The 21,246-nt window shown below is 67.1% G+C and carries 17 protein-coding genes; 11 read left to right on the top strand and 6 right to left on the bottom strand.

What is annotated here, in order from left to right; genetic code table 11:
- Positions 1–113 precede the first annotated feature (113 nt).
- The gene (locus AC07XB_RS30345) at positions 114–1,076 is read right to left on the bottom strand and encodes a chemotaxis protein (protein WP_416052184.1); all 963 of its coding nucleotides are present in this window, start codon (positions 1,074–1,076) and stop codon (positions 114–116) included.
- A gap of 204 nt (positions 1,077–1,280) precedes the next feature.
- The gene (gnd, locus tag AC07XB_RS30350; protein ID WP_492376663.1) at positions 1,281–2,318 is read right to left on the bottom strand and encodes a phosphogluconate dehydrogenase (NAD(+)-dependent, decarboxylating); all 1,038 of its coding nucleotides are present in this window, start codon (positions 2,316–2,318) and stop codon (positions 1,281–1,283) included.
- A 517-nt stretch (positions 2,319–2,835) separates the two neighbouring features.
- Here gnd and AC07XB_RS30355 point away from each other — a divergent pair.
- From AC07XB_RS30355 to AC07XB_RS30390, 8 genes are all read left to right on the top strand, one after another.
- Positions 2,836–4,074: an MFS transporter gene (locus AC07XB_RS30355; protein WP_492831145.1), complete on the top strand. Its 1,239-nt coding sequence runs from the start codon at positions 2,836–2,838 to the stop codon at positions 4,072–4,074.
- A gap of 486 nt (positions 4,075–4,560) precedes the next feature.
- Entirely contained in the window at positions 4,561–5,262 is a 702-nt protein-coding gene (locus AC07XB_RS30360) for an MgtC/SapB family protein (protein WP_463322600.1), read from the top strand.
- A gap of 27 nt (positions 5,263–5,289) precedes the next feature.
- Positions 5,290–5,646: a hypothetical protein gene (locus AC07XB_RS30365; protein WP_492376661.1), complete on the top strand. Its 357-nt coding sequence runs from the start codon at positions 5,290–5,292 to the stop codon at positions 5,644–5,646.
- A 438-nt stretch (positions 5,647–6,084) separates the two neighbouring features.
- A complete protein-coding gene (locus tag AC07XB_RS30370; RefSeq protein ID WP_492831144.1) occupies positions 6,085–7,251 on the top strand; it encodes an efflux RND transporter periplasmic adaptor subunit in 1,167 nt (388 codons plus the stop codon).
- A complete protein-coding gene (locus AC07XB_RS30375; RefSeq protein ID WP_492376659.1) occupies positions 7,244–10,384 on the top strand; it encodes an efflux RND transporter permease subunit in 3,141 nt (1,046 codons plus the stop codon). Before AC07XB_RS30370 ends, AC07XB_RS30375 begins: the two co-directional genes overlap by 8 nt.
- 10 nt (positions 10,385–10,394) lie before the next feature.
- Positions 10,395–11,756 carry a TolC family protein gene (locus AC07XB_RS30380; RefSeq protein WP_492831143.1) on the top strand — a complete coding sequence of 454 codons (1,362 nt, stop codon included), beginning with the start codon at positions 10,395–10,397 and terminating at the stop codon, positions 11,754–11,756.
- Positions 11,757–11,832: 76 nt separating this feature from the next.
- On the top strand, positions 11,833–12,231 hold the full coding sequence (locus tag AC07XB_RS30385) for a hypothetical protein (protein ID WP_492376770.1): 399 nt from the start codon (positions 11,833–11,835) through the stop codon (positions 12,229–12,231).
- 135 nt (positions 12,232–12,366) lie between these two features.
- Positions 12,367–14,283 (top strand): sensor histidine kinase, encoded by a 1,917-nt coding sequence (locus tag AC07XB_RS30390; RefSeq protein ID WP_492831142.1) that lies wholly within the window; start codon positions 12,367–12,369, stop codon positions 14,281–14,283.
- 61 nt (positions 14,284–14,344) lie between these two features.
- Here AC07XB_RS30390 and AC07XB_RS30395 read toward each other — a convergent pair whose 3' ends face one another.
- Positions 14,345–14,635, bottom strand: a complete 291-nt coding sequence (locus AC07XB_RS30395) for a YjfB family protein (protein WP_492376768.1) — start codon at positions 14,633–14,635, stop codon at positions 14,345–14,347.
- A 181-nt stretch (positions 14,636–14,816) separates the two neighbouring features.
- Between AC07XB_RS30395 and AC07XB_RS30400 the strand changes: the two genes are divergently transcribed.
- Positions 14,817–15,911 carry a S1C family serine protease gene (locus tag AC07XB_RS30400; RefSeq protein WP_492831141.1) on the top strand — a complete coding sequence of 365 codons (1,095 nt, stop codon included), beginning with the start codon at positions 14,817–14,819 and terminating at the stop codon, positions 15,909–15,911.
- Positions 15,912–15,966: 55 nt separating this feature from the next.
- Positions 15,967–16,692, top strand: a complete 726-nt coding sequence (locus AC07XB_RS30405; protein WP_492831140.1) for a hypothetical protein — start codon at positions 15,967–15,969, stop codon at positions 16,690–16,692.
- 21 nt (positions 16,693–16,713) lie between these two features.
- Here the strand turns inward: AC07XB_RS30405 and AC07XB_RS30410 are convergent, their stop codons facing one another.
- Both AC07XB_RS30410 and AC07XB_RS30415 read right to left on the bottom strand, forming a co-directional pair.
- Positions 16,714–17,634, bottom strand: coding sequence for an SMP-30/gluconolactonase/LRE family protein (locus tag AC07XB_RS30410; RefSeq protein ID WP_492375691.1), 921 nt, complete (start codon positions 17,632–17,634; stop codon positions 16,714–16,716).
- Between the two features lie 48 nt (positions 17,635–17,682).
- Positions 17,683–18,651 (bottom strand): Bug family tripartite tricarboxylate transporter substrate binding protein, encoded by a 969-nt coding sequence (locus tag AC07XB_RS30415; protein WP_492375690.1) that lies wholly within the window; start codon positions 18,649–18,651, stop codon positions 17,683–17,685.
- Between the two features lie 355 nt (positions 18,652–19,006).
- On the opposite strand from AC07XB_RS30415, the gene serA reads away from it, so the two are divergent.
- Positions 19,007–20,218, top strand: a complete 1,212-nt coding sequence (gene serA / locus AC07XB_RS30420) for a phosphoglycerate dehydrogenase (protein WP_174424696.1) — start codon at positions 19,007–19,009, stop codon at positions 20,216–20,218.
- A 66-nt stretch (positions 20,219–20,284) separates the two neighbouring features.
- Here the strand turns inward: serA and AC07XB_RS30425 are convergent, their stop codons facing one another.
- A complete protein-coding gene (locus tag AC07XB_RS30425) occupies positions 20,285–21,040 on the bottom strand; it encodes an H-NS family nucleoid-associated regulatory protein (RefSeq protein WP_492831139.1) in 756 nt (251 codons plus the stop codon).
- Positions 21,041–21,246: the final 206 nt, after the last annotated feature.

The raw sequence follows: 21,246 nt of genomic DNA on the forward strand, positions 1-21,246 counted from the left end.
CTCCCCTCATGGGGAGAGGGCCGGGGAGAGGGGCGGTTTGGCTAGGAGCCACTTGAAGCGAAGCCAACGGTATTATCCCGCCCGCCCTCTCCCCCCTGCCCCTCCCACAAGCATCAACGTGCCAGCACGCCCCGGATCGTATCCGCCAGGTCCTTCGCCAGGAACTTCGACACGTAAGCATCGGCCCCCACCTTGCGCACGTGGTCTTCGCTGGCCGTCCCGGACAGCGAGGAGTGGATCACCACCGGGATCGACTTGAAGCGCGCGTCCGCCTTGATCTTGCGGGTCAGCGTGAAACCGTCCATCTCGGGCATTTCCAGGTCTGTCAGCACCAGCGCGATCTCGTCCTGCACGGTGCGGCCGTTGGCGGCGGCATGATCGGCGATCTCGCCCAGTTGCTGCCAGGCTTCCTGGCCGGTCTTGGTCATCAGCACCGGCACGCCCATGGCCTTGAGGCCTTGCTCGATCAGGCTGCGGGCAAAAGCGGAATCGTCGGCGGCCAGGATCTTGGTGCCGGGGCGCAGCGTCAGTTGCGGCCCGACCGTCTTGGGGTCCACTTCCGGCTGGCGGGTCGGCAGCACGTCGCGCAGGATCTGCTCCACGTCCAGCACCTGGACCAGGCGCGGGTTCGCGGGATCGGCCTCGTTATGGAGCTTGGCGATGCTGGTCACCATATCGCCCCGGACACTGGTCTCGGCCGAGACCACCTGGTTCCACTCCAGGCGCACGATTTCTTCCACGGCTTCCACGGCAAAGCCTTGCGTGGAGCGCGCGTATTCGGTCACCAGCAGGATGTTCAGGCCGCTGCGCGGCGTGCATCCCACCATCTTGGGCAGGTCGATCACAGGAATCACCTGGCCGCGGATATCGGCCATGCCGAGCATGGCCGGGCCGCCGCCGACCACGGTGGTGACCTGGGGCATTACCAGGATTTCGCGGACCTTGAAGACGTTGATGCCGAACAGTTCGCTCTGCGCGGACTGGTCCGACTCGCCCAGGCGGAACAACAGCAACTCGAACTGGTTGTTGTTGGTCAGGTTGGTCCGTTCGTCGATGTCTCTCATCGAGCTGCTCATACGCTTCCTTTGTCCCCGCAATGCGCGGGCTCGCTGCGCGGTGTTGATCGTTTCCCCGGGCCCGGCATCGCCGCGTGGCTCCAGCGGTGCTTGGCGCTGGAGCGGCGCGCTGCAATGACGGGCCACTGCTCCGGCTAACGGCCAATCTTTGGGGAAATTTAGCGGCAACGCGGCAAAGGACTGACGAATTCGCGCCCCACCCCATTAAAGTGCGGAATCAGGCAGGCCGGCGGGGCGGCTGGCGTGCGCGATACCGGACTCCCCGCCGCCATGCTCTTCCACATGCCCGCCAAACCCAAAGCGCATGGCCGAGAGCAGCCGCTCGCCATAGGTGTGATCCTGCCGCGAGCGGAACCGCGCAAACAACGCGCTGGCTAGCACCGGCACCGGCACGGCCTGCTCGACAGCCGCGTCGATCGTCCAGCGCCCCTCCCCGCTGTCAGCGACTTCGCCAGAGAAACGCGAGAGCTTGACGTCGCTGGCAAGCGCCTGCGCGGTGAGATCGAGCAGCCACGAGGACACCACGCTGCCGCGCCGCCACACTTCGGCGATATCCGCCAGGTCGAGCTGGAAGCGCTCAGCCTCGGGCAAGCTTTCGGCGGCCTTGGTCTTGAGGATGTCGAAACCCTCGGCATAGGCCTGCATCAGGCCGTACTCGATGCCGTTGTGGACCATCTTCACAAAGTGGCCCGCGCCCGCCGGCCCGGCGTGGATATAGCCGCGCTCGGCGCGGTCGTTCGCGGGGTTGCGCCCCGGCGTGCGCGGTATGTCGCCATAGCCTGGCGCCAGCGTATCGAACAGCGGATCGAGCCGGCCGACGACCTCCTGCTTGCCGCCGATCATCAGGCAATAGCCGCGCTCCAGGCCCCAGACCCCGCCCGAGGTGCCTACGTCCACATAATGCAACTGGCGCGCCGCCAGCTCGCCAGCGCGCCGGATATCGTCCTTGTAGAAGGTGTTGCCGCCGTCGATGATGACGTCGCCGGGCTCGAGCAGGTCCGCCAGCGCCGCGATCATCTGCTCGGTGGTGTCGCCTGCCGGCAACATGACCCAGATCGCGCGCGGGGCGGCCAGCTTGCCAACCAGCGCCTCGATGCTGGTGACGCCGACGGCACCGTCCGCCGCCAGGGCCTGCACCTTGTCGGCGCTACGGTTGTACACCACCACCTCATGCTGCGCGCGCAGCAGCCGCCTTGCGATGTTCGCGCCCATGCGCCCGAGCCCTATGATTCCGAGTTGCATATCCGGTCCTCTCACTGAGTCATTGGTGATGAAACTGGTGGCGAACCCTGCTGCCACGAGGCATTGTCTACCTCTCCGAGCGCACTTGCACAGGCCTCGCTGCCCTCGTGAACGTGCCACTTAGCGCACTTCAGCCAGGCCTGCCCCGCGTTCGGGCGCACTCGGGGGGCTAAATTCCGCAACCCGGATTTACACCAACTAAACAGCCGCTTAAAATTGCCCAGCCAGCAGCGGCGGACTTGCATACGACCGGGCGGCTCCGATTTCACCGGCCAGCTTCTGGGGACACAGGCCGGCTAACCGCCCCCTAGCCATGTCCCTGCTCATGCTGACAGCCCACCGCCTGCGCCCCGCCGTATCGACCCGCCGCCTCGAGTAGCGCCCGCATCACACCTTCGCTACCCGCTTCGCATTCGCCCCAAGACCGCACTCTCCCGCGCGCCCAAAGCATGGCGCGCCACGGTTCATTGTCCGGGCTCTGCGCTTTCAGCGCCAAGACACTCGCCTTCGCATCGCCATGTCCGCAAACAGCACGACCCTCGCCGCCCCGGAATCCGGGGAACATCAGCAAGGCAGCATCAACCGGCGCATCGTCGCCATCGTCTTCTTCAACTTCATTGCCTACCTGACGGTCGGCCTGCCGCTGGCGGTGGTACCCGGCTTCGTCCACGGCGATCTTGGCTATGGCACGGTCGTGGCCGGGCTGGCGGTCAGCATCCAGTACCTGGCCACGCTGCTGAGCCGCGCCTACGCCGGCAACCTGTGCGACCTGCAGGGTCCCAAGAAATCCGTCACGCTCGGGCTCACGCTGGTTGCCGCCAGCGGGTTGTTGGCCGTGGTGTCCAGCCTGTTCGTGTCGATCGGCTGGCTTAGCCTGGCGTGGCTGTTCGCCGGCCGGCTGATGCTGGGCGCGGGCGAGAGCCTGGTGACCACCGGCACCATTGCCTGGGGCATCGGCGACGTGGGCGCCCGCCATACCGGCAAGGTGATCTCGTGGAATGGCATGACCACCTACGGCGCGCTGGCGCTGGGCGCGCCGGTTGGCGTGCTGCTGGATGCGCGCTGGGGCTTTGCCTCGCTGGGCATCGTCACCACCGTCATGGCCCTGGCCGCGTTCACGCTGGCCCGGCGCAAGGCAGCGGTGCCCACGGTAAAGGGCGCGCGCATGCCGTTTCGCACCGTGTTCCGCCACATGACGCCGTTTGGCCTGTGCCTGGCGCTGGGCTCGGTGGGCTTTGGCGCCATCACGGCCTTTGTCACGCTGTACTACGCCAGCCACGGCTGGGACCATGCCGCGCTGGCGCTGACCAGCCTGGGCGTGAGCTTTGTGGTGGCGCGCCTGCTGCTGGCCGATAGCATCGGCCGCTTTGGCGGCTATCGGGTGGCGCTGTGCTCGTTTGCCGTGGAAGCCGCCGGCCTGGCCCTGATCTGGCTTGCGCCGACACCCGCGCAGGCGCTGATCGGCGCCGCCGTCACCGGCTTTGGCTTTGCCTTGGTGTTCCCGTCGCTGGGCATGGAGGCGGTCAAGCTGGTGCCCCAGAGCAACCGCGGCTCGGCGCTTGGCGCCTATGCGCTGTTCCTGGACCTGGCGCTGGGGCTGACCGGCCCGGTGGCCGGCGTGATCGCCAGCCATGCGGGCTATGGCTCGGTGTTCCTGTTCTCGGCCGCGGCGGCGCTGGGCGGGCTGGGCCTGAGCCAGGTGCTGGCGGCGCGGTCGCGGCGCGCTGCCGTGCCGGCGCCGACGCCGACGCACTGACTCTCGCAACGCGCCAATCTCGCGGCACGCCAGATGAGGCCGCGAGATATTCCGATGCGATGAATTGATTCGGGAATTTCTTGATCTATTTTCAGACTTGTCCGATTGATTTTCAGGCAATCTACATGCATTCAACCTTCAAGATCGATTAATCGCAGGCATCCGCCGTTTTGTGCTTGACCCATTCAACTTGCGCCGCTACAGTACGCGGGTTCTTAATTCCAGGGCTACCCAGTGAGCACTTGTTCCGACGACAGTAGTCGATCCAGGATCGGCACCTCCGCCTGACGGGCCACGGTATCCCTAGCGACCGTGCCCCGCTTGCGGCACGGTGCTTTCGAGGCCAGACGTCCTGTCCCGCCTCTCTTCTTGAATACGGCTTCATTCTTCTGATCGCGCCTGCGTTGCAGCACGCCGCTGCCTGTGCTTGCCCGCGATTTGCACAAGACTCACCGGTGCTTCCTGCTCAATACGGGAGTTCTCATGGTGTGGCACGAATTTGCCCTGCGCTTGCTCGAAGCGCTGGCGCTGGGCGCTTGCATCGGTACCGAACGGCAGCTGCGCCAGCGCATGGCAGGGCTGCGCACAAACGCGCTGGTCGCCGCCGGCGCGGCCTTGTTTGTTTCGGTTTCCGCCTTTACGTTTGACCCGCAGGGGCATGCGCGCATTGCCGCGCAGGTCGTCTCGGGCATTGGCTTTCTCGGCGCCGGCGTCATCATGCGCGACGGCCTGAACGTGCGCGGCCTGAATACCGCTGCCACGCTGTGGTGCTCCGCCGCCGTCGGCGTGCTTGCCGGCCTTGGCCATGCGCTGGAAGCCGCCATCGGCACCGCCTGCATCCTGTGCGCCAACTTTGGCCTGCGCATGCTGGGCCAGCGCATCAATCGCAACGGCACGGCCACCGCGCCGGAAGTGGAGATGGTTTATCGCATCACCACGGTATGCACCGCCCAGGAAGAAATCCGTGTGCGCGGCTTGCTGCTGCATGCACTGACCGAAATGCCCGCCCTGCTGCTGCAGTCGCTGCACAGCGAGGACACCGCCGCTGGCGGACACATCGAAGTCCGCGCCGATGTGCTGGCCGCGCCCGGCCATGAAGGCAAGCTGGAGCAGATCGTCAGCCGCATCAGCATGGAAAAGAGCGTTTCCCTCGTGCGCTGGGCCATTCCGGCCGGCGCGCTCGAATAACCCCAAGGAGAAGGAAAGGAGCTGGATATGCGTTTGTTCAACTGGATGCTCCCCCAGGCCCCCAACCGCCGCGCCGCCCAGGCGAGCCGCGGCACAGCCGCCCAGCTGTTCCAGGTGGTGCTGCTCTGCAAGGATGACTATGGCGCCCGGCTGGAGCGGCAGATCCGCCAGGAGCTGGCCGCGCGCGACCTCTCGCTGCAGCGCCTGCGCACCCGGCAGTGCGAGCGCCGCGAGCTGGTCGAGATGCGTGTGCTGGTGCATTGCCAGCCGGGCGGCAGGCCCGGCATGGTCAAGCTGGTGCAGCGCCTTGGCCTGGAGCCGCTGGTTCGCGCCGTGCGCTGGGAAACCGTGCCGCAGCCCGAGCGCGCGTTAGCCGCGGCCTGAGCGCAAGGCCCGCCCGCCAAGATCCACCCTGATTGCCTGAGGAAAAACATGGACCCAGACCCTTCTAGTAGGCAGCGCCGAAGGCACGGCGTGTTCCAGCTGGCCTGATTCCGCGCCCGGCATCCTGCCGGTGCCGCGGCACCGGCTACCTGGACCCGCCAGGCTCCCATTGCGTTTCGCGCCGTCCCGGCCGCGTGCGCGCCGGACCCGCCCCGCCTTCCGCGCCGCCTTCCCCCGTTAGCAAAGCGGGCGCTTTCGCCCATCACCGGTTACCTGCGTGGATTTGCCACCCCGCAGCGCCGGGGATGCGTCACGCCTGTCGAATCCTGTCGTCGGTGGATCCTGAACCTGCGATTCCACCGACGACGCACCGGCAACAAGCGGTGCCCCTGTCCTGGCTGCCGCCACGGCAAGTGCACCGACCGAGGAGAAAAATCCATGCAAACGCCCACCACCCGCCAAAGCTTGCCGCTGCGCCGGCAGCCAGGCCTTGCGCTCGCCGCCGTCTGCGCGGCATGTCTCGCACTGGCCGGCTGCGATGGCGCCAGCCTGTCTGGCGCCATCGCCAACACGCCCAAGCACAGTACCGAACCGGTCCGCGAGGGCAACTTCATCACGGTGCCCGAGGCCTCGCCATTGCGCACGCAGTTGCAGGTGCAGACCCTCGTCGAGCAAGCGCTGGAGCGTCCCATCGAGGTACCGGGCTCGATCGAGCCCGATGCCGCCAAGCTGGTCAAGATCGTGCCGCCAATGCCCGGGCGCATCGTTCGCCTGCACGCTGCCCTGGGCGACACAGTGCGCAAGGGAGACCCGCTCTTCACGCTGGATTCCGCCGAGCTGAGCGCGGCTCAGGGTGAGGCCAGCAAGGCGCGCGCGGCGCTCCTTGAAGCCAAGCTGAACCTGGAGCGCCAACGCACCCTGTTCGACGCGGAAATCGCGGCACGCAAGGACTATGAACAAGCCCAGCTGGCCTACGCGCAAGCCAACAGCGACGCCGTGACCACGGCCGCCCAGCTCGCGCAGCTTGGCGCCGGCACCGCGCCGCAATCGCACCGCCAGTACACCATGCACGCGCCGCTGGCCGGCCGGGTGATCGAGCTCGAAGGCGCGCAGGGCGGCTTCTGGAACGACAACGGCGCACCGGTCATGACGGTGGCCGACCTGTCCACGGTCTACCTCGCGGCCAGCGTGTCGGAGAAAGACATCGCCTCGATCTTCGTCGGCCAGCCCGCCGAGATCCTGCTCAACGCCTACCCCGGCAAGCCCGTGACCGGCAAGGTCCGCTACATCGGCGAGATCCTCGACCCCGACACCCGCACCGTCAAGGTCCGCGTGGCCATCGACAACGCGGACGGACGCTATCGCCCCGGCCTCTTTGCCAAGGTGACCTTCGCGGGCGAAAAGCATGCGGCACTGCTGGTGCCGCCCACCGCGCTGCTGCAAAGCGGGCTCTACACGCGCGTGCTGGTGGAGAAAGCCCCGCTGCGTTTCGAGCCGCGCGTGGTCACCACGGGCGCGCATGCCGACGGGCAAGTCGAGATCCTGGCCGGGCTCAAGGCCGGCGAACGCATCGTCGTGAAAAACGGAGTGCTGCTACATGATTGACCGCCTCGTCACCCTATGCTTCAACCGGCGCGCCATCGTCTGGCTGGTCTTTGCGCTGGTGGCGCTGTACGGCGCCTACAGCTGGAAGCAGCTGCCCGTGGAGGCCTATCCGGACATTGCCGACGTTACGTCGCAAATCGTAACCCAGGTGCCAGGGCTCGGCGCGGAGGAAATCGAGCAGCAGATCACCATTCCGCTTGAGCGCGCGCTGCTGGCCACCCCCGGCATGCATGTGCTGCGCACCCGCAGCCTGTTCGCGCTGTCGCTGATCACCGTGGTATTCGAGGATGGCACCGACGGCTACTGGGCGCGCCAGCGCCTGCAGGAACGGCTGAACGAGGTCGACCTGCCCTACGATGCCAAGCCGGGGCTGGACCCGTACACCTCGCCTACCGGGGAGTTCTACCGCTACACACTGGAGTCCACGACGCGCGACCTGCGCGAGCTATCCGAGCTGCAAACATGGACCGTGATCCCGCGCCTGAAGAAGGTGCGCGGCGTGGTCGACGTGACCAATTTCGGCGGGCTCACCACGCAGTTCATGCTGGAACTCGACCCGGCGCGGCTGACGCAGTACAACCTGACGCTGACGCAGGTCACCGAGGCGCTCAACGCCAACAACGTCAATGCGGGCGGCAGCGTCATCGACCGCGGCGAACAATCGTACGTGGTGCGTGGCGTGGGCCTGCTGCGCTCGCTCGACGACATGGGCAACGTGGTGGTCACGAGCAAGGACGGCACCCCCGTGCTGGTCAAGGACCTCGGCACGCTGCGCTACGGCAACGTGGAGCGGCGCGGCATCCTGGGCAAGGACGACAACCCCGACACGATCTCCGGCATCACGCTGCTGCTCAAGGATTTCAACGCATCGGAAGCGCTTGCGGGCGTGCACGAGGCGGTGCGGGACCTGAACGACAACCTGCTGCCCAAGGACGTGAAGGTGGTCGCCTACCTCGACCGCACCTCGCTGATTGACGCCACCATGCGCACGGTGGGCTTCACGCTGACCGAAGGCATGCTGCTGGTGGGCATCGTGCTGTTGCTGTTCCTGGGCAGCCCGCGCGCGGCGCTGATCGTGGCGCTGACGATTCCGCTCTCGCTGCTGATCGCCTTTGTCTTCATGTATCACCTGCGCATCCCGGCCAACCTGCTGAGCCTGGGCGCGATCGACTTCGGCATCCTGGTGGATGGCGCGGTGGTGCTGGTGGAGAACATCCTGCGCCGGCGCGAGCAGGACAAGGACCGCGCGCTCACCCCGCGCGACGCCATCGAGGCCACCTTGCAGGTGGCACGGCCGATGTTCTTCGGCATGCTGGTGATCGTTGCGGCCTACCTGCCCTTGTTCTCATTCGAGCGCATCGAGTACAAGCTGTTCTCGCCGATGGCGTTCGCGGTTGGCGCGGCGTTGATCGGCGCCTTGATCGTTGCGCTGGCGCTGGTGCCGGGGCTGGCCTGGATTGCCATGCGCAAGCCGCGCCACGTGTTCCACAACCCTGTGCTGGACTGGCTGGGCGTGCGTTACCGCGCGGCGCTGGAGCGCGGCATTGGCCGCATCCGCTGGGTGGCCGCCAGCTGCGCGCTGGCGCTCGCCTGCGTGCTGGCGCTTGGCGCCACCATCGGGCGCGACTTCCTGCCGTACCTGGATGAAGGCTCGCTGTGGCTGCAGGTGCAGATGCCGCCCGGCATCACCCTGGAGCGCGCCTCCGGCATGGCCAGCGAGCTGCGCCGGGTAACCCGCGAGTTCCCGGAAGTCTCCTACGTGGTGACGCAGACCGGCCGCAACGATGACGGCACCGACTACTGGACGCCCTCGCATATCGAGGCCAGCGTTGGCCTGCATCCGTACAAGACGTGGGCCTCGGGCATGACCAAGCAGCAGCTGATCGACAAGCTGGCGGCGCGCTACGCGCAGATGCCAGGCTACTCGGTGGGCTTCATGCAGCCGATGATCGACGGGGTGCAGGACAAGCTTTCCGGCGCCCATAGCGACCTGGTGGTCAAGGTGTTCGGCGAGAACCTGGGCGACGTGCGCCGCATTGCCGGCGAAGTGGCCACCGCGCTGCGCGGCGTGCCTGGCGCCGCGGATGTGGCAATCGACGTGGAGCCTCCGCTGCCCAACCTGAAGATCGACCTGGACCGCGCCGCCGCCGCACGCTACGGCATCAACGCAGCCGACGTGGCCGAGCTGATCTCCACCGGCATCGGTGGATCGCCGGTTGGCCAGCTCTATGTGGGTGAGAAGAGCTACGACATGACGGTGCGCTTCCCGCCGGCCATGCGTGCCAGCGCATCTGGCGTGGGCGACCTGATGCTGACCGCGGCCAATGGCGCCAAGGTGCCGCTGGCGCAGGTCGCACGCATCAGCACCGTGTCCGGCGAAAGCGTGATCGTGCGCGAGATGGCACGCCGCCACATCATCGTGCGCCTGAACGTGCGTGACCGCGACCTGTCCGGCTTCCTCAAGGAGGCCCAGCCCGCCATCGAGCGCGCCGTGTCCTACGACCACAAGCGCATCCAGATCGAATGGGGCGGCCAGTTCGAGAACCTGGAACGTGCGCAGGCACGGCTCGCCATCATCCTGCCGATGACGCTGGCGCTGATGTTCGTGCTGCTCTTTGCCGAATTCCGCAACCTGCGCCAGCCGGCGCTTGTGCTGCTGGCGGTGCCCCTGGCCACCATCGGCGGCCTGGCTGCGCTGCATCTGCGCGGCATGACGCTGAACGTATCCAGCGCGGTGGGCTTTATCGCCCTGTTTGGCGTAGCCGTGCTCAACGGCGTGCTGATGATCTCGCAGATCAACCGGCTGCGCGCGCAGAACGGCTTGAGCCTGCGCGAAGCCGTGATCGAAGGCGCGGCAAGCCGCATGCGTCCGGTGCTGATGACCGCCACCGTGGCCGCCATCGGGCTCACACCGGCGATGCTGGCGCGAGGTCTCGGCAGTGATGTGCAGCGGCCGTTGGCCACCGTGGTGGTTGGCGGGCTCTTTACCGCCACCTTGCTGACCCTGCTGTTGCTGCCCGCCCTTTACTACCTGGTTGAAGCCCGCGCGGAGCGTGCGGCGCAAGCGGCCAGGGGGTCGGAAACCGATGCCGAAGGCGACGCGGCGGCAACCAGCGCCGCCGGCCAGGCCTGAGGAGAATCCCATGCAAATCAAAGACAAGAACTTGCTAGCGGCACCCGCCCTGCGCCACCTCTTCCTGGCAACGTCGATGCTGGCGGCATCCGCATCCTGGGCGCAGGACGCGCCCGCCACCGCCACCGCCACGGCCCGCGCACCGGTCCGCTTCTCCTCCTATCTCGACACGGTGGAGCGGCAGAACATCGGCCTGTCCGCGCAGCAGGAAACCATCCGCGGCGCCCAAGCCGAGATATCGATCGCCGGCGTGCGCCCGGACCCGGTGCTCAAGTACGGTCGTGGCAGCATCGAGACCAGCCGCGCGGTGTCGCCCAAGCCGCCGCGCACCCATGAGTTCGAAATCGAGATCCCCATCGAGCTGGGCGGCAAGCGCAGCGCGCGCATCCGCGCCGCCGAGAGCAACCTGCGCCTGACCGAGGCGAACCTGCAGGGCTTCAAGCACACGCTGTACCAGGAATCCGCCACAGCCTTTGTCGAAGCCTGCCACAGCCGCGAGGCCCTGGTCCGGCAGGAATCAACGCTGTCCGCTCTGTCCAACGTGGTACGCGCCAACGAGATCCGCCGCAAGGCGGGCGACATCGGTGGCCTGGAGCTGTCGCAATCGCGGGTCGAGCGTGACCGCTTCACCGCCGAGGTGAAATCGGCGCGCGCCGCCGCGCAGGCCGCCATGCAAAAGCTGTCCATCCAGCTTGGCGTGCGCGTGGCCGAGGCCTTCGGCAACGCGCCGCTGGCTTGCGAGTTCCAGCCCTATGATCCTGGCACCGACAGCGGCGCGCTGATCGCCCAGGCGATGGAAGCGCGCGACGAGGTCCGGATCGCCCGCGCCACGCTGGAGAATGCCCGCGACAAGTCGGGACTGGCGCGCGCCAACCGCTGGGTGGATCCCAGCGTGAGCTTCGCGATGACCATGACCCCCGGCGTGCGCGGCACCACGGACGACGAGGGCCAGCCCAACGGCGACGCCACGGCGCGCTCGCGCATGCTGGGCGTGTCGGTATCGATTCCCCTGCCCCTATCGCGGCTGCAGCGCGGCGAGCTGATCCAGGCGGAGTCGGAGGTCACGCAGGCCATGCTGGCCCTGCGCGAGGCCGAGCTGAAAACCGAGGTCGACGTGCGCAACGCGCTCATCGCGTTCCAGGCTGCGCAGGACAACCTGCAACGCTACCGCGACTCGGTGATCGCCGACGCCGACAGGGTGCTGGACGGCATGCGCCAGTCGTACCGCCAGGGCTCTGCCTCCCTGCTGGAACTGCTCGATGCGCAACGCACCGCGGACGAGACCTACCTCGACTACCTCCAGGCCCAGGCGGACCTGGCGGGCGCCACGGTGGAGCTGCAACTTTCCACCGGCTTGCGGCCCGCGCTTTAACGGCCCGGCGCGCCCCGGCCACGGCCGGGCGCACCAGCTTCGATTGCCTCGTGTCGAAAGACAAAGGAGACCTGCCATGAAAGCCGTCAACCTTGCGCCGCCCGTCCAGCGGTGGCGCCTGTATCGCCTGAGCGTGATCGCGCGGCTTGACGATGCACCCGCCGTACGCGTGGCCATGCGCTGCGCCGCCAGCGACTGCGGCCAGTACCCGTCCAACGAGCGGCAGATGCCGCTCGGCCTGCCGCCAATCAAGTGCATGCTGAGCTTCGAGATCCGGATGCCGCAAATGCGGGCCGGGCAGTTGCTGGTCACGCTGGAACGCGCCCTGGTGTCCGTGCCCATCATCCTGCTGCGCCTGGAGGTTATGGGCAACCATGCCGAGGCGGCACACGCCCCACGCCTGAAACGGGTGTCTTCGCCCGCGGGCGGCACCAGTTCCCGGGCCGCCGCGACCGCGCCGGCCGAGGTGGGGTGAGGCCCGGCCCATCCCGCCTGAAGGCGCGGCGATGGGCCGCTCAGCCGGCGCGATTGACCGAACTCCGGCGCAAAGCTACGATGGGCGCGGCGGAACCATCATCCCGCACCCTTGCGCCAAGCCCCAGACCAGCTCATGGTGATACCCCACGCGGCGGCCAGCGCCACCGCCACGCCGCCTACCGCCCCCTTGCGGATGGCGCGCATCCTGTTGCCCCAATCCCTGCTCACCGCAAAGCCACTGCTAGCGCTTGTGCTCTGGCTGCTGCTCACCTTGCCCGGTTCATCACCGCTTGCCGCCGGGCAGCTGCAAATCCTTGGCGAGGCAGCCTTGATCGCCGGCGACGGCACGCCGGCCACCGTCAGCCTGCCTTACTACTGGGACCGGTCCCGTCCCGGCCAGACCGGCGGCGCGCGATTTCTCCTGCGCTTCCCGGATTTGCCAGGCCGCCAGGGCATGGCCGCGCTGTACATCGAGCGGGCCGCCAATAGCTATGAGGTGCGGCTCAACGGCAGCCGCCTTGCCCACGCTGGCAGCCTGTCGGCCCCGGCACCCTATGCCGGCCAGCAGCCGTTGCTGATCCCGGTGCCGGCTGACCTGCTGCGCCCGGAGAACGAGCTGCTTGTCACGATCGCTGCCAGCGCCAGCTCGCGCGGCGGCCTGTCACCCGTGGAGTTTGGTGCGCCGGCACTGGTGGAGGCGCACTACCAGCGGGCGCTCTGGTTCAAGGTCATCGGCCCGATAGTCATCGCAGCGGCCAGCGTGCTGCTGGCGTGCCTGGCGGCGCTGGTGTGGTGGCGGCAGCGGGATCCCCTGTTCGGGTTATATGCCATCGCGGAGCTAGGCTGGTCTTTCGGGCTGGCCGAGTACTTCGTTTCCGACGATGCCGGCGCGCCCGATGCATGGCTCGCGCTGGTGCTGGCCGGGCGGGCGGTCTTCATGTACGCGACCGCCAGGTTCGCCATTGTTGTGACCGGCCTGGAGGCGCGCTGGCTGCGCCGCGGGCTGCTGCTCTACCTGAGCATCAAGCTTCCGCTGATCGCGCTGATGGTGACGGCACACAGCACCCGCGCCATGGTGCTGGCCAATGTGGTCGTCAATGTTGCGATGGCGCTGTCGATCGTGGCCGTGCTGGTCCGCGCCGCCGTGACGCGTCCGGAGCGTGAGCGCACGGCGATTGCCGCCGCCCTTGGCCTCACCCTGCTCATCTCGGTGCTGGATTTGATCCATGTCTGGTGGATCGGGGATGCCTACTGGGACTCCTCCGTCACCCGCTACGTGTCGCTGATTTTCAGCCTGACCATGGGATGGCTGCTGGTCGACCGCTACACGCGCGCCACACGCATGCTGGCTGCGCTGAACCAGAAGCTGGACAGCGCGATCTCCCGCAAGGAGCAGGAACTGCATGCGATGTATCGCCACTCCCGCGAGATGGAGCGCGAGCAGGCCACCCTGCAGGAGCGCGGCAGGATCATGCGCGATATCCATGACGGGCTCGGCAGCCAGCTGGTGGGCATGCTCTCCATGCTGCGCTCCGGCAGCCCTTCCACGCACACGTTGCAGCAACAGCTGCAGCATGCGCTGGATGCCCTGAAACTATCCGTCGATGCGTTGCAGGACACCGGCGGCGACCTGGCCACCGTACTCGGCAACCTGCGCTACCGGCTTGGCCCGCGGCTGGAGGCGGCGGGATTGCGGGTGGACTGGCAGGTGGCGCGCCTGCCGGCGCTGCACGACCTGACGCCGCAGCGGGTGCGTGAGCTGCACTACCTGTTGCTGGAGGTGTTTTCCAATGCCATGCAGCATGCCGGCGGCAGCGCTATCCGGGTCTCGGCGCACCATGATGCCGCCCAGCAAGCCCTGGTCATCGAGATCCACGACAACGGCCGCGGCTTTACGCCCGAGGCTGCCGCGCACGGACGGGGATTGGGCAATATGCGCCGGCGTGCCGAGGCCATCGGGGCGGCGCTGGACCTGCGCTCTTCGGCGCAAGGGACGACCGTGCGGCTGACGTTCGCACTGGCGCCGCAGCCACCCGGCTCCGCCGTTTAGCCCCCCGCACCCGTTTGATGTCAACCCGGGCGCGGGTAGCTCCGTTATCGGATTGCCGGAATCAGACCTTGATGTCGATGCTCTGGCCAAGGTGAGGGGGATTGCTGGCCGGGACGCTGACTTGCGGCATCGAGCCCAGCAGGGTTGCCACGCTCTGCGCCTGCAGGTCCAGCGACTTGCGCAGCATCATGGTGGGCACGGGATCGCCGCCCGAGTTGCTAGCCGCACTGACGAGGGAAATATCCATTGAACGGTTTTCCAGGTTGAGATTGAGGTTGAGGTTGAGATTGAAGCTACGTTCGAAGCTGCGGTTGAAGCTACGATTGGCATTGAAGCCAGCGGGAAGGCGCACCTCCCAGCATCCATGTTGTCGGCCATCAACCGGGAATCTTTAGCGCGGCGGCCGCAATAGCGGGCCGCCCGCTTGGCATCCGGAACGTTTATCATAAGCAGCCCGGCCGCTTTGGCCGGGAAAGACCAGACAGCCAGCACCGTCAGGATGGCGGCTGAATCCGGCGAAACCAGTCACCAGAATGAACATCATGGGTCGGGCGCAGAACATTGCGGGAAGCTTCGCTATTTCGTGTTTGGCTTTTGGCATCTCGACGGATTGCCTGGCGCTGGATTCGGCCGAACTCTATGAGCGGGAATCGCCCAGCATCTGGGTGGTATCCGTCTTTGACGCGCAAGGCACGCGGTTCGGCCTGGGCAGCTCGGTGGTGATCGGGCCGGAGGAGCTGGTCACCAACTGCCACGTGCTCAAGAGCGGCAAGTCCATCAGCATCCGGCGCGAGAAAGTCACCTACGGCGCCAGCCTGGTGCATGCCGATGTCGAGCGCGACCTGTGCATCCTGCGCGCCAAGGGCCTCACCGCCCCGGCGGTAAAGATCGCGCCGCTGGCCGCGCTCAAGGTGGGGCAGAAGGTCTACGCCATCGGCGCGCCGCGCGGCTACGAGCTGACGCTGAGCGATGGCCTGCTCTCCTCGCTGAACAAGGACGAGCGCGACCGCATCGTCCGCCTGCAGACCACCGCCCCGATCTCCCCAGGCTCCAGCGGTGGCGGCCTGTTCAACACGGACGGGCAACTCGTCGGCATTACCTACCTGATGCGGACCGACGCGCAGAACATCAATTTTGCCATTCCCGCGCAATGGATCAGCGAGGTGCCGGCACGGTCCGCGCTGGCGCTGCAGAAATTCCGTAGCGAGACGGCATCCACCGCCCCGCCTGCCATGGCGCTCCCGCCTGGCCAGCCTGGGCAGCCTGGCCAGGGCGCCACGGCCTACGCCCCGGCCCGGCCTGCGGCCGGCCCGCAGGGCAGGCAACTGACCGGGGTCGAGCTGGCCAGCCATTTCACGCATCTTGGCAGGATCAATGCCATCGCGCCTTCCGGCATTACGCTCTGGATGCAGGTCAGGGAAAGCGGCAGCCTGGATGTGACCAATTCCGTCAGCCGCGGCTATTCGTCCGGGCGCTACCGCATCGAGCCGGAAGCCAACCAAGTCTGCCTGGAGATGGCCAACCCGAGTTTCAGCGCGATGCAAACGTGCTATCGGCTGACCGAGGCCGACGGACGCTATGTCATGCGATCCGCCACCAGTCCCTATTACTTTTCATACACGAAGTAACAAGCGCGCGCCGGCCGCAGCCGCTCGCCTCGCCATTTCTCTCAGGGCACAAGACATGGGAAACCGATATCGAAATAGCACCCCCGCCGCGCTGGCCGTGGCGTCTATGCTGCTGGGCGGCTGCGCGCCGACCACCGTCGGCGTGACCAGCCGCGCCAGCGACTACACCGGCAAGCCCACCCGCATGTATGTGCTGGGCACTACCGGCATGGGTTGGAACAGCGACTTCTCCGCGGCGTTCGCGGCCAAGTTCCGCGAGGTCACCCGGCAGTGCGGCGTGGAATCGGCGTACGACGAGATCTCGGGGCTGGAGCTGGACTCGACCGCGCTGACCGGCAGGATGCGTACGTTCGCCGCCGATACGGTGCTGACCATCGCCAACGGCGGGGGCGTGGTCAACGCGTCCGGCGGCCGCCTGTCAATCAACTATGGCACGACGCTGACGGATGTCAGGCAGAACCGCGCGGTGTGGAAAGGCAAGTACACGTTCAGCCGCGGCGGCACCCTCATCCCGATCGAGGAGCGCGCTGCAGTCCTGGCGATCGACATCACCAACAGCCTGAAGAAAGATGGCTTCCTCACCGGCTGCGCGCAGATCGCGCTGGGCCAGAATGGCCGGCTCGACCCGGCTGCCGTGCCGCATGCCGCCGGTGGCAGCACGAATACGATCAGCCAGGCCCGCCCGGCGCCACCCGTCTCCGCGCCTCCTGTCTCCGCACCTGCGGCCCCCGCTACCGCGGCAACCCTGCGGGACCTGCAAGACCTGCTGCCACCGAAGTGACAAGCGCGGGCCGCAACGGGATCAAGCGCCCAGCCCGGCCTCGTCCAGATCCGCGAACAGGATCGTCCCCGTTTCCGATTCGGTCACAAACACCTTGCGCGGCTGCCCCGGCTCAACGGCGGGCTGAAACGCCAGGTTGGTGGTGGTTGCGCCCGCCGGGCTGGCGAGGATCGCCTCGGGCTCGCCGCGCTTGCTCAGCACCCACACGCAGCCCAGGCTGGCATGCGCCACAAACAGCCGGTCACGGCTGTCGATGGCCATGCCGTCGGGGCCGCTGGTGCCGTAGAAGCTAAAGAACTGCCCTACCTTCGACACGCTGCCGTCGGCCTGCAACGGCACGCGCCACACGCAATTGCCGCGCGTGGCCGCAACGAACAGCACCTTCTCGTCGCAGGACAGCGCCAGGCCGTTGGGGCTGGGCACATTGCCCAGCAGCAGGTCCAGCTGCCCGCCGGCACGCAGGCGGTAGACGCGGCCCGTGGGATCGTGCAGGCCGGTCTGGCCCTGGTCGGTGAAATACAAGTCGCCATTACGGGAGATCACGAGGTCGTTCACGCCCTTGAACTGCTCCGCGTTGCGCCGTCCCAGCAAGGTGGTCACCTCGCCCGTGTCCACGTTGACGCGCAACAGGCCGTTGCGATAGTCCGCCACCACCAGTTCGCGCGCGTTCAGGAACTTCATGCCATTGGGCTCGCCCTTGTACTCGGCGACCAGCGACCATTCCCCGGCCGGCGAGATGCGCAGGATGCGCCCGAACGGAATGTCCGTCACGTACAGGTTGCCCGCGGGGTCGAATACCGGCCCCTCCAGGAAGCTGTCGATGCAGGCCCCGCCCTTGTTGGCATCAGCCCACTCGGAGCGCACGCCAGTCTTGCGCAAATGCGCGGGCATTGCTGTGAAGACCTGGAGGGATATCTCCCGGGGCACCGTTCTGAAGTACATGTTCGTTCCTTGTTGTCCTGGCGCCGCGCAATGGCGGCGCTTGCCCATTTACTCGGCCTTCACATCGGCGGATTTTGCCACCTGGCTCCACAGCGCGGTGTCGTCCTTGATGCGCCTGGCGAATTCCGTAGGCGCAATGCCGCCCGGCTGGGCGCCCATGCTGGCCAGGCGCTCCTTCACCTCCGGGCTGTTCACGCTCTTGTGCACCTCCGCCTGCAGCTTGGCGACCAGCGCAGGGGGCGTGCCTTTGGGCGCCGCCAGGCCAAACCAGTTGATGACCTTGTAGTCCTTGAGGCCAGCTTCGGCAAAGGTCGGCACGTCCGGCAGCGCGGGCACGCGCGCGGCGCCCGTGACCGCCAGCGCGCGGGCCTTGCCGCCCTTGATCTGCGGCACCGCGGTTGGCGTGGCGGTGATCAGGATATCCACGTTGTTGCCGATCAGCCCCATCAGCGCATCGCCCGCGCCCTTGTACGGGATATGCGTGATCGATATCCTGGCGTCCTTCTTGAAGACCTCGGCGGACAAGTGGGTGGAGCTGCCGGCGCCGCCCGAGCCGAAGTTCAGCTTGCCCGGGTTTTGCCTGGCGAAGTCGATCAGTTCCTGCAGCGTCTTGAACTTCGAGCTCGCGGGCACGATCAGGATCACCGGCGTCTGCGCAATCGTGGTCACCGGCACCAGGTCGTTGTTGTAGTCCCAGGGCAGCGCCTTGAACAGCGACGGCAGCATGGTGTACGTGGTGTCGTTGGCCAGCAGCGTGTAGCCATCGGGCGCGGAACGTGCCACCTGCAGCGTGCCGATGGTGCCGCTGGCGCCGGGCTTGTTCTCCACGAAGAACGACTTGCCAGTGCTTTCGGTCAGCTTCTGCGCCACCTGACGGGCCACGAAATCGGTGGTGCCACCGGCGGTGTATGGCACAACGATGCGCACCGGCTTGTCGGGCCAGGTGCCGCCGTGGGCATAGGTAGTGGCCACGCTAAGGGTTGCCAGGGCAAGGCTGGCGCAAAGGCGGTGGTACATGGCTGTCTCCATTGATGTCTGACTGGTGTCCGGTGTCCGGTGTCCGGTGTTCGCTATGCGTGGCTCACGCCAGCTCTCGGGGCGGCGGGTCGCTCTTCCGAAGTTGGTGCGCCTACTTGTTCTATTAGACGGAATAACATTCCGATTAATTGTAGGAGCCGTTGATTCGCCGGTCAATCCGGGGGCTTTCCCTAGCGAGCCTCGTCCCGGGCGCGGCGGATTTGCCATTGGCGGCAATGTGGGTGTTCGGCCGGGCAGCGCTGCCTGCGTTACCATGGCAGCGTACGTCTCACCTTGCGCATGCCCTCGCGCTGCCGCACCCACCTCGCGCCTTCGCCGCCATCACCCAATCGCCATGACCTCAGCACTGCTGCTTGAAAACATCCATGACACCGCCGTTGAGCGCTTCAAGGAAGCGCATGTCACCGTCGAGCGCCGCACCGGCGCGCTCGCTGGCGACGAACTGCATCGCGCTCCCGCGGCCCACCAGATTCTCGGCATTCGCTCCGCCACGCACCTTGGCGCCGCTGAAATCGAAGCCGCCAAGCACCTCGTGGCCATTGGCTGCTTTTGCATCGGCACCTCGCAGGTAGACCTCGACGCCGCAGCCCGCGCCGGCATGCCGGTGTTCAACGCGCCGTTCTCCAATACGCGTTCCGTGGCCGAGCTGGTTATCGCGGAGGCGATCCTGCTGCTGCGCCGCGTTCCGGAGAAAAACGCGCTGGCGCATGCCGGCAAATGGGCCAAGGGCGCAAGCGGGTCGTTCGAGGCGCGCGGCAAGACCATCGCCATCATCGGCTACGGCAATATCGGCTCGCAGGTTGGCGTGCTGGCAGAAGCCATGGGCATGCGCGTGGTGTACTACGATGTGCAGGCCAAGCTGTCGCTGGGCTCGGCGCGCGCGGCGCGCTCGCTGGCGGATGCGGTGTCGCAGGCCGACATCGTGACATTGCACGTGCCGGCCACCGCGCAGACCAAGAAGATGATCGATGCCGACGTGCTCCGGCAGTTCCGGCGTGGCGCGATCCTGATCAATGCGTCGCGCGGCACCGTGGTGGATATCGAAGCGCTGCGCGCGGCGTGCGATGACAACCATATCGCCGGCCTGGCGATCGACGTCTTCCCCGAAGAGCCCAAGACCAACGCTGACCGCTTCACCAGCCCGCTGCAGGGCGTGCCCAACGCGATCCTGACGCCGCATATCGGCGGCAGCACGGAGGAGGCGCAGGAAAATATCGGCACGGAAGTCGCCACCAAGCTGATTGCCTTCCTCAGGACGGGCGACACGATTGGCGCGGTGAATTTCCCCGAGGTGAGCCCCGGCCCGCTAACGTCGCCGGCGCGGCTGCTCAACGTGCACGGCAACGCGCCGGGCGCGCTCGCCGCGCTCAATACGCTGCTGGCGCGCGACGGGGTCAACATCGTGGCCCAGCACCTGCAGACGCATGGCCAGATGGGCTATGTGGTGACCGACCTCGACAAGGTGCCCTCGCCGACGCTGGCCGCCGCGCTGGATGCGGAAACGACGTTTATCCGCTGCCGCACCATCATTAACCCGCTGGCCTGAACGGCAGCGCGGCGCCATCGCTGCCTCGCCGGCAGCGACCAAGACAGCGGCCATCGGCCGCTGTCTTCAATTCACCCGGAAATGCTCCACCGACTGGCCCGCGTTGACTGCGCGCAGCAGCCATGCGGGCATGGGGCCCACGCCATCCCAGACCTGTCCCTCCGCATTGCGGTAGCGGCGTGCGGGCGCGCTCGCCTGCGCCAGTGCTGGCGCAGGTGCGGCCGCTGCCGGCGCGGCGGCGGCCTCGGCTACCTGTGCCGGCACCGCTGGAGGTGCCGCTGGTTTCACGGCTCCCGCTTTCTGCGCGGGCACGGACATGGTTACCCGTGCAGGCGCAGGAGCGGCGGCCAGGGCTGCCACCGGCTCGGCAACCAACGCTGCCGTCGGCTTTTCCGCGGGCACGGCGTCAGCCGCTGCCACCGCATCTACGACAGGCGCGGCGACCGGTGTTGCGATTGGCCTTGCGACCGGCACAGCAGGTGGCGCTGATTGCCTGACAGGGGCAGGAACGCGTTTGCGCGCTACGGCCTTGCGCAATGGCGCAGGTGCGACTACCGGCGGTGCGGTGATTGGCCCGGCAGGCAACAGCGCGGGCGGTGCCGTGATCGGCCCTGCGGGCAACAGCGCCTGGGCGACATCTACATCCATTTCATTTTCCTTCACGATGGGTTCCTCGATCGGCGCCCTGGCGGGCGCCGCCTCCCAGTCAAAACAACCTGCCGCCTCCAATTCATCCATGGAGATGCCGAGCCGCTCCATCTGGACGCGGATCCAGACAATGGCGGCGACTTTCTTGACGTCGGCGGGATCAGAAGAAGGCATGGCAAAAGACACAATAAATGCAGGTAGAAGGGGCGGGGAAACGGTCGCGGATGCGGCGCTGGCCGCACACTGAAGATCCTGAGGATCGCACATGATAGCCGAGCGCGGGACCAGCCCCCGCCGAGCCTCGAATCCGGACGCAAAAGCCGGGCCAAAGGCCCCTCTCCTGCACCCCTTCAATGACCGCAAATCCGCCTCCGGGGGGC

This window comes from Cupriavidus sp. GW821-FHT02F09, from assembly GCF_059421605.1.